6 protein-coding genes are annotated in these 8,952 nt (G+C 39.9%); all 6 read right to left on the bottom strand.

The window, feature by feature from the left end:
- Nucleotides 1–230: 230 nt before the first annotated feature.
- From HMPREF9446_RS12130 to HMPREF9446_RS12110, 6 genes are read right to left on the bottom strand one after another with little or no spacing between them, the layout of a single operon-like run.
- On the bottom strand, nt 231–1,082 hold the full coding sequence (locus tag HMPREF9446_RS12130) for a DUF7281 domain-containing protein (protein ID WP_009125962.1): 852 nt from the start codon (nt 1,080–1,082) through the stop codon (nt 231–233).
- Nucleotides 1,083–1,091: 9 nt separating this feature from the next.
- Nucleotides 1,092–3,143, bottom strand: coding sequence for an ATP-binding protein (locus HMPREF9446_RS19535; RefSeq protein WP_009125961.1), 2,052 nt, complete (start codon nt 3,141–3,143; stop codon nt 1,092–1,094).
- Nucleotides 3,097–4,740, bottom strand: a complete 1,644-nt coding sequence (locus HMPREF9446_RS19530; RefSeq protein ID WP_262360195.1) for an ATP-binding protein — start codon at nt 4,738–4,740, stop codon at nt 3,097–3,099. The genes HMPREF9446_RS19535 and HMPREF9446_RS19530 overlap by 47 nt, the downstream gene beginning before the upstream one ends.
- Entirely contained in the window at nt 4,724–5,281 is a 558-nt protein-coding gene (locus tag HMPREF9446_RS12120) for a condensin complex protein MksE (RefSeq protein ID WP_009125959.1), read from the bottom strand. Before HMPREF9446_RS12120 ends, HMPREF9446_RS19530 begins: the two co-directional genes overlap by 17 nt.
- Nucleotides 5,271–6,470: a hypothetical protein gene (locus tag HMPREF9446_RS12115; protein ID WP_009125958.1), complete on the bottom strand. Its 1,200-nt coding sequence runs from the start codon at nt 6,468–6,470 to the stop codon at nt 5,271–5,273. Before HMPREF9446_RS12115 ends, HMPREF9446_RS12120 begins: the two co-directional genes overlap by 11 nt.
- Nucleotides 6,471–6,474: 4 nt before the next feature.
- Nucleotides 6,475–7,719 carry an ATP-binding protein gene (locus HMPREF9446_RS12110; RefSeq protein WP_009125957.1) on the bottom strand — a complete coding sequence of 415 codons (1,245 nt, stop codon included), beginning with the start codon at nt 7,717–7,719 and terminating at the stop codon, nt 6,475–6,477.
- Nucleotides 7,720–8,952: the final 1,233 nt, after the last annotated feature.

The raw sequence follows: 8,952 nt of genomic DNA, 5'->3' as shown, positions 1-8,952 counted from the left end.
CGAATATAACAGGTGCATAAACGGATAATCAGATTAAATTTGTAATAACATACTCACCCCGCTTCCCATAAGAACAGCGCGCTCAGGGTGAGTTTTTTATTTGTAGTTTAAAAGAGATATAAAGGATTGACTAGTCCTAAATAACTGCTGCAGGTTTTAGACAAAAATACAGTTCAGCAAGACTATCCTTACTAAACTGTATTTTTACAACTTTCAATTCTTATCCGTTTCTACGGGTCACAACATATGTAACCCTCTTGATCATAAGCTTTTCGTTCATGATGAATTAAATCTATCAACTGTTGTAATTCAAGTATATCTGACTTGATATCCTTAAAACGGTTACACTGTTCATCATATCTTTTCCGAGAACCAGACTTCAAGCGGGACTCAATATCAGCTGGGATTAAATAGGAAGAACGCTCTTTGCCTAAATATTGCCGAAACTCAAAGAGAAATATGCTGATTCCTGCCAGATCAAAGTCGCCGAAGTGAAGATAATGATTGGAAATAGTGCACAGCCATCTTCTAAGGTCGGTCGACTGAGGATACCGGGATACAAACAGCACTTTGTCTGAAAGTCCATGAGTATGAAGATACTCCTCAAAGAATCTGCGCTGCCTGCGAATCATCCTGAAATTCTCCATATTTTCGACACCAATTACTACGACATCTTCGGGAATTGTAAATTTCTTCCAATCTGAGACAAAGAGGAAGCATCCTTCTTGCGGATTTACCGGGAATGGGTCTCCACCCAGGAAACACTCGACACGTTCATAACTGTTTACAGGAAATCCCGGGCAGGAACGGACCATAACAAGTTTGGAATTTCCTGTCTCCGCAGCCATTGTGGCACGGGAATCTGAAGCATTTGCTTCGACAATACGGAAACTCTCGTCCTTGTCTATAAGAAATCTTTTCAGAGCCTTCATATCACGGGCGCGATATGATTTTCTTGAGCCACGTGATACAACCAACAGCAAACCTTCTGCCAACAGCTCATCAAGCAACTTACTGTTCAGCCTCGATCCGGCAACCTGTTCACCGGCTAACAATGCCTGTATAGACGCACTTATTTCCATATTATCCGATTAATTTATTCGTTTCAACAATTTCTCTACTCTTGTCCTTACTCCATGCTTACTTAACAGGTATGTATAGCGGTAGTCGTATGGATTATACGATGTAGGTGAACTGTTGATAAGATAGATATTGCGTGAATTGGCAAACTGCAGAATGCCTTTTATATTGTTAGGATGCAAGCGACCAATCTCATCCATCATGCAGTGTACGATAAAATCACCACTTTTTTTGGCAGCCTTTTTCTTAAACACATTGATGAGCATGATATTAACCATTGCTTTCACAAGAATATCCGTACCATCCGATCCTACATTATTAATACGTTCAACCCAGCCAGTGTCATTGTCGTTCTCTTTCACACGGAACTGTAAACGGAAAGCGTCACCCAAAGATACAGTCGGACGATTCGGTTCGTTCTGCAACTGATGAGACAGACTCTTCAGATAATCTACAACCTTACGGTTCACTTCATCCCGATTATTATTTGAGAAAAGGTTCAATTCGCCGATAGAAAAAGCATTCTCTATAGCATAATCGTGAATGGATATAAGCAGTTTCATGAGTTTGTCAGATGACTCATCTGCCCTAAGTTCAATACTCTTGATTACTCCTGCAAAATTCTTTTCTATAAAATCACGGTTTATATCCTGTATCACCCCATCAACATCCGACCTGCGTTTCATCAGAGAACCGATTTCCGCCGAAATACGCCCCAAGATATCTTTATAATGCTCGCTGGTACGTCTGCGGAACTCCTCGATTTTATTATTGTCCATAAAATCCTGCAAATCCGCTGTAATCTCCAAATAGTCATTGTCTGTTACAGGCATTGTATTGAAATGGAAAGCATTTTGGGGCTTGAAGTTACGATTGAAACTGACAACTATAGATTTAAGCTTGTCTATCGATTCACGCTTCTGATTGACTGTACCTCGAAGTTGACTCAAAAGTTGCTGACAATCCTGCTCGGTCTTCTTCATCTTGTCATCAGAGAGGAAAGGATCAGGTACCAGATGTTCATTTTCTACCATCTGATGATAAAGCGTCAAGCCTTCTCTCCTATGCGTCAGTTCATCACGAACCTTTTTCCGACGTTCTTCCATTTCTTTACATTTTTTCCCGATACGTGTCCGCTTGTCTTCATAACGCTGACGTATCATGGCGAGCCGCTGCTCTATAGTCCTAATTGCCTTTTTGATTTCCGGCTCCTTGGCAAAAAGATTTTGCTCTGTGTCGCGATATCTGATAACAATTGAACGTTCTTCATCAATCCTCATCAACAGAGCCTTTAAATCCTCTAAAGCCCTGCGGTATTGCTCGAGCAGGTTTGTATCAACGCCCTTGCCTGCAAGTTCAGCTTTCTGCTGTTCGTTGAGTTGTTGCTTCTGTGCGGCGAATTCCTGATTACGTTCGGCCGCTACAGCATCTTGCGACTCCTTGAAAATACGCAATTCCTCATCAAGTGCTTTGGTCGCTTTATTAAACGATGAATCGAGCTCCTTAAGATCCTTTTTATTTTTCAATTCATACTTATTGCGCGCCTCCTTCTCCGAATTCACGTTCAGCACAGCCTCATTAAAGGAATGTTCACGAATTTCTTTTTCTTGGACAATCTGTTCCTGTTCTTCCATCTCCAGCCTATGCCTACGGTTTTGCAGGTTCTGTCGTTTGGCAGGCACCTGTTCTTCTTCCACCTTCAACGATGTCATTTTCTGACGAAGCGGATTGACCTGTACAGCATATTTCTTGCCAAGTTTAGCTATCTCTTCCTGAAGAGTAACAGGCAATTGCATAAGCTGATGGTTAATCTGCCGCACCTGCTCTTCCAGGTTATTCTTCTCCAATCTATATTCATCAGGGGTACGATGCACGGAGGCAATATTATCCAGGTTTAACTTTACGCCAAACATACCATTAGCCGAGCTGTCTAACTGAGGTTCAAGTCCTTGAGCATATAGAATCCTTTCTTCGTCAACGACTTTGCCTATCGTGTTCTCCCAGCCTTCAGCGTTTTCACAAAGCCACTTGTAAAGAGAACCGTCTAAACGCCAATAAATCATTAATCTTCGCGATTTGTTCACGCATTTGTGTACGGTCAGCGTCAAGACGTTCCTGCTCACGCTGAGAGGCTTGTTTTATCTCCGTTTCTTTCATCTCATACTCGGCAGTAATCCGGACAATCTGACTTTTTACCGCTGTCTGTTGGGCCGCATTCTCTTTCTCCGTAAAATTCAATTGTTGCAGTTCCTCATCTACTTGCTTTATTTCATTAGCCATAGGATGCCAATGCCGGAGTTCCTTCAATGCACTTTCAGTCCTGTTCTGTTCAGTCAACAACATTTGCAGACGTTCGTCAGAGTCGTGTCGCCAGCTGTTGAAAGTCTCCATAACCTGATTCCTGTTTCTGGTACGTTCTTCTTCCAAGCTTTTACGCTTTATCTGAAGTTCGGTCTGTTTCTGATAATATGCTTCTTTCTGCATGTTCCCAAACGCCTGACGTGCATTTTCCAGTTTACCTCTTGCAATGTTGTACTTTTCTTCTATCGACGCATAAGCTTTCAGCAAATCATCCAATAGCGTCTGTTTATCAGCAGCCTCCTGTCTGATAGCGGACTCACGACCGGCAAGAGCGAGTTTGTCATCAATACCAATGGCATCGAAATCCTTTCTTGCCTGTGCTATTTCCTTCAGTTTACCTTTTTGGGCACCAAGGTCCTGATTGAATGCGTCTTTTTCTTTATCATATTCTGCCGTAAGTTCTTTTTCACGGTTATACTCTTTCTCTATGTCCGCTTCAACTTCTGCGGCTTCGATCTCCAAAAGAGGTATATGCTTTTCACTATAAGCTACAGCATGATTGAGCATGTGCCATACGTCAAACAACTGCTGGTCGAGTGCTACGATTATACGGCCCTGTTCAGCTATTTTCAATGCTTGCTGACGCACAGGGTAATTGCCATCACGTGTTTGGCGAAACCAACAGTCTATCTCGTCATACTCCCGCTCAAAATCTGTAACAAGTCGTCTGTAGGTCTGCAAATCAATCGGCAAATCCTCATCAGTCATGGATTGTATAATCGTATTCTTTACAAAGTCCGCATCAAGTTTGGTATTCAGAAAGACATTCTGAATGCTTCGTGGGATATTCTGATAATGCGAACTCTGCACCAATGCATAACGCACATATTTATGGTCATGAGTGTTGCCGAAGATTATATCCTTAAACATCACACCGGACTCTATTCTTGCAGAAACAGCTACGTCTTTGTCTATACGTTCGCGAATCTTCACCCAGTCACTCAATACCTGCTTGTCATCGTCTATTAGCCATTCATGCTGATAAGGTGCATCAATGAACCGCCATGAAGCGCGTCCCTGATATCTGCCGACAAGTATCGTATATGCGCCATTGTCTCGAATCACTTCATAAAGTATATAAGAGTTTGACTGGCGAAAATAAAATTCATCAAACGATTTCTGTCCTTGTTGAATACCCAAATGCTGTTTATCCGCATTGTAGAAAAACAGCAGTGCCCTCAATACCGTACTTTTACCGACGCCCTGAGTCCCTGTGAAATGCACATTCCCGTCTACAGATATCTCTGCATACGGAATATTGGCACTATTGATAAAAATAATCTTATTTAGGTATCTCATCTTCATTTGCAATTTGAATTATTTCAACCAATTCCTCGGCATAACGGAATGCCGAGGTAACCTTAAAGGTCTCATCAAGTTCGCTGATACACTCCGCAAAGCCCATGTTCTGCATTTCCTGAAGCAGTTTATTTACTATTTCAACATTAGACCCCACACCGTATTTCTTGAACAGGCGGTTTGCCTTTTCCTTCAGTTCGATATCCAGACTGATCTGTTCTACCAAATGACTTTTGCGAAACTGATATCCCGCAGTAAATGACTGATTGTAACACTTCAGAAAATCCAGATAGTCAAGCCATTTTGAAAAACTGTCCAATTTCTGCTCTATCGTCTGCTTACCCTCTCCTATTCTTGAAAAATAGAAGTAACCATTACCTGATTCCAGTTGCAGACCGATTTCCTTAAAGTATTCTGTATAATCTTCCAAATTCTCCTCGATATCCTCATACAGATGACGGACAGAGGTATCTACACTGTCTACCGAAAGAAACTCTCCCCGGCTTAACCGCTCGTATATTCTTTGAGTATTATTCCGCATAAATTATAGGATATTCAATGTCTTGATAAATTGCATATTCACCTGTTAGCCGGCATTCATCAGGATGCAAGATAACCAACTGACAGAAGAGGGTGGCATGTTCTTCTATGCTACGTTTTACTTTATAGTCATACTTCAGAATGAATTCAAACAGATTATAACTTGATGCTAAAAATGCATTCCAGACTTCGGCAGAATTCACCTCCTTCAGTTGCCGGATATGTTCTTGCAAGTCTTCCTCTGCCAGAGGCCCGGCTTCCGTTCTGGCTGTTTTCTGTATTCCATTCCGTTCGGCAATTCGTCTCAGCAACTTTACTACCTGATCGTTTTCCCTTAGCATTTCTAAAGACAGGCGAATCTTATTGTATTGGCGGGATTCCATCCAAAGAGGATTTCTTTCTTCCAGAACTTTTACAAGGTTCGTATCGGTCTTGATAAGCAACTGATCTTGCAGGTACTTCAACTTCCGTATCTTTTTATAAAGTTGATTTTGCAGGTCTATCTGATTGATATAGGAAATAATCTGTCTGTCAATTTCCATTAGCGCATGATAGGCTTCTACAAAATCATGTTTCACATCGCTACACGTTTTTGCCATGTGCGGATCATTGGCCATGATGAAAAAGGCGTGTTCATTATCCATTAACTTTTCACATTCACGTATCATGGCACGAATGCTATGGCTCTTTTCATCCAGATTCTCCAGTTTCTTCTTTTTGATGACATAATTGGGTTCCTGCTTATAAGCATTATCCATATTACGCTTCAAATCCACCACATTCTTCAGAGTCCTGAATCCGGTCTTCTTTAAAAGTTGCCGCACACTATCCTGATATCCGACTTTGCGGTTGGGATTAGTCTCCTGCAGGAAATAACCGATATTCTCTTTCAGGGTGTTGATGCATTCCTGCACACTCAACACGCTAATTTCCTCATTGACATTCAGCACTTCCTCAAAGAAGTTCAGATAGTCGCTCTCAATCTCAACCGCATTTCCGGATTCCACCAGCACACCATAATCAACCAACTTTCTCAATCTTTGTTCATTTCCACCAACAAGATCAATGGCAAGCCCCAACGGGAACTTCATAAGCTTCCGCTTCTCAAACATCTCACTCAGCAATCCTTGCTCACGTGAGAGTGTTTTGGTCAGTTCTTCTATACTTCTGAAATGCGTCAAGACATCCATATATTCAAAACTCTGTGATTGGGACTACATCTACCCTATAACCATCTTTCTCAATTGTGCGCTTATCATTATAAGTCACAATAACAAGATTATCACACTTTAATTCTCCAGCACATTCAACAATGCTGTCCATTTCCCGCTTCTCCGTTTTAGGACTGCTCATATCATAACATACCTGGACAAGGCGTAATATGCGTGGTCCTTCACGAAGGACAAAATCAACTTCCTTATCATTCCGTGAATGATAATAAAACATGGTCTTTTCAACATCATAGCCCCGGCGTATAAGTTCTATGAAAACTTGATTTTCAAGCAGCCGCCCTAGATTGTCACTCAAGGAAAATGCCTTTGATGCCACAAAGCCGTTGTCAACGACATATACTTTCCTAGGGGCTTTTTTCATCAGCTTAAGCTTATTGTTGTAGCGTGACAAATAATAGAAAAGGTATGGTTCATGGAGATAATCCATATATTTTTTAGTCGTATTGACACTGGAGAAGTCAAGTTCCGATGTCAATTCATTAGCACTAACAGGATTACAGAAGTTCGAGACAAGATACATGGCCAGATTATTCAGATCTGTCACGTTCCGGACATTATGACGCTTAGCCACATCTTTCCATATAATGGAATCAAACAACGTATCAAGATAATTGCGTGTCAATTGGCGTGAAGCGACTACTTCCGGATAACCGCCATTCCTCAAATAGTCATCTGTCAGCACAAGAGATTCTGTTTTGTGTTCCGGTTTCAGTATATGCAGATCAAGCTTGTTCCAATCGAAAAACTCTTCAAGACCGAAAGGCAGCATCTCTACCTGAAGATACTTGCCTGTCAATACTGTAGCCATTTCACTGCTGAGCATTCTGGCATTACTGCCTGTTATTACAAGATTCTTTCCCATCCTATATAATTCACTGACCCACAAATCCCACGCGTCAAGGTTCTGGACCTCGTCCAACAGGATATATTCATACCCAGGATAGACATCATCCAACATCCGCATGACCAGATTCGCATCCCAAGTTTCCAGCAATTGATAATTGTCGAAGTTCAGATATGCGAAATTCTTGTCTCGCAGCATCAATAATGCCTGAGTGGATTTGCCCACCCGTCGAGGACCTGTTATCAACTTGATCAGATGGCTGCTCAATAATAAATCTGTATCTTGGATGCTCTTACGTATCAAATACGGACGAGACATCAGTTCATCACGTTCTTTGCGCTGATTTAGAATGATCGTTTTCATCTCCTATATTGTTATTCAAGTGCAATATTACTATTTTTTGTTCAAACAGCAATACATGTTGCATAAAATATATACCATTTTATGCAGTACAGAATCATAATTGAGTAAAAAAATCAAATCATTGAGACCAAGAACTGCCATACTTATTGAAAGAATTCCCTTCTCGTGATATATCTCTATTCATAAATAGCTTTATAATATTTTTCCATTTGTATAACAAGAACAATCAATACTGCTGCTGGCGAAAAGAGAAAAGGGAATACCCTATTCACCAATATTCGTCATTATGAAGTTGAACGAAGTTTAGTTTAGAACCTTTTTAAATATACAAGATACCAAACTAAACCTTACGATTCTTGTACAGAGATAAATAGATCCCATATATTATGCTTGATCTCAGAATTGAGTGCTATATCTAAATATTAAGTTATCATGGCTAGAGAACGTAGAGAAAATGCTTCTTTTTCTTTTGGCCAGCAAGCTATTTGACAATCACTGAACTCAAGATCAGAATTATATTTTCTTTTGTTAGTATTATTGTTGTCTAAATTTTGTCCCCTGTTTGTCCCTGAATATAAATTTCACAAGAGAAAATGAATTTAATACCAAATAGTTAAATTAAAGTTGCATTTTCTGCATCGGAAAATAACACAATTTCCTAATTATCAATTAATTATATTAACAATAAAACTAAAATGCTGACGAAAAGCCACTTAAATAGGGATAAAATAGGATGTTCTAGAAGTCATATTTTCTCTTGTTTGCTTATTATTACCATATTTTTGTCCCCCAGTTGTTCCCAAATGAGGCTTCGAGGGACAAAATTCTGTCCCCTGACATATTTTGGACACATACAACTTAAAAAACTGGTAAAAAGTTAATTATTCGAAGCAATTGGGATTTCATATTGGCAAAATACATAAACACATTACAGCATTGATATATAATACACTACAATTCAAACATATTGTAGCAGAAGTTACAGCAAATGGTATTCAGTTGGGAATGTCCAAGAAATATTATCATCACTATCTACTCAGGTAACGCCATGGACAATTACAATTCTCTAAAACTATCCAACATATAGATATACAAGCATATATTATAATATTGACATATAAATGTGATGCATCATAAATGAAGTTATAACAAATGATATTCTGATTGGAATATTATAAAAACATCCTCATCACTTAAACTGGTGCTCCGCGGAAGATTTCCATCAATGCTTAT

The organism is Bacteroides fluxus YIT 12057 (assembly GCF_000195635.1).
GTDB classification, from domain to species: Bacteria; Bacteroidota; Bacteroidia; order Bacteroidales; family Bacteroidaceae; genus Bacteroides; species Bacteroides fluxus.
Note: the sequence above shows the minus strand (reverse complement) of the source record. Positions and strands in the feature narration are given on the sequence as shown.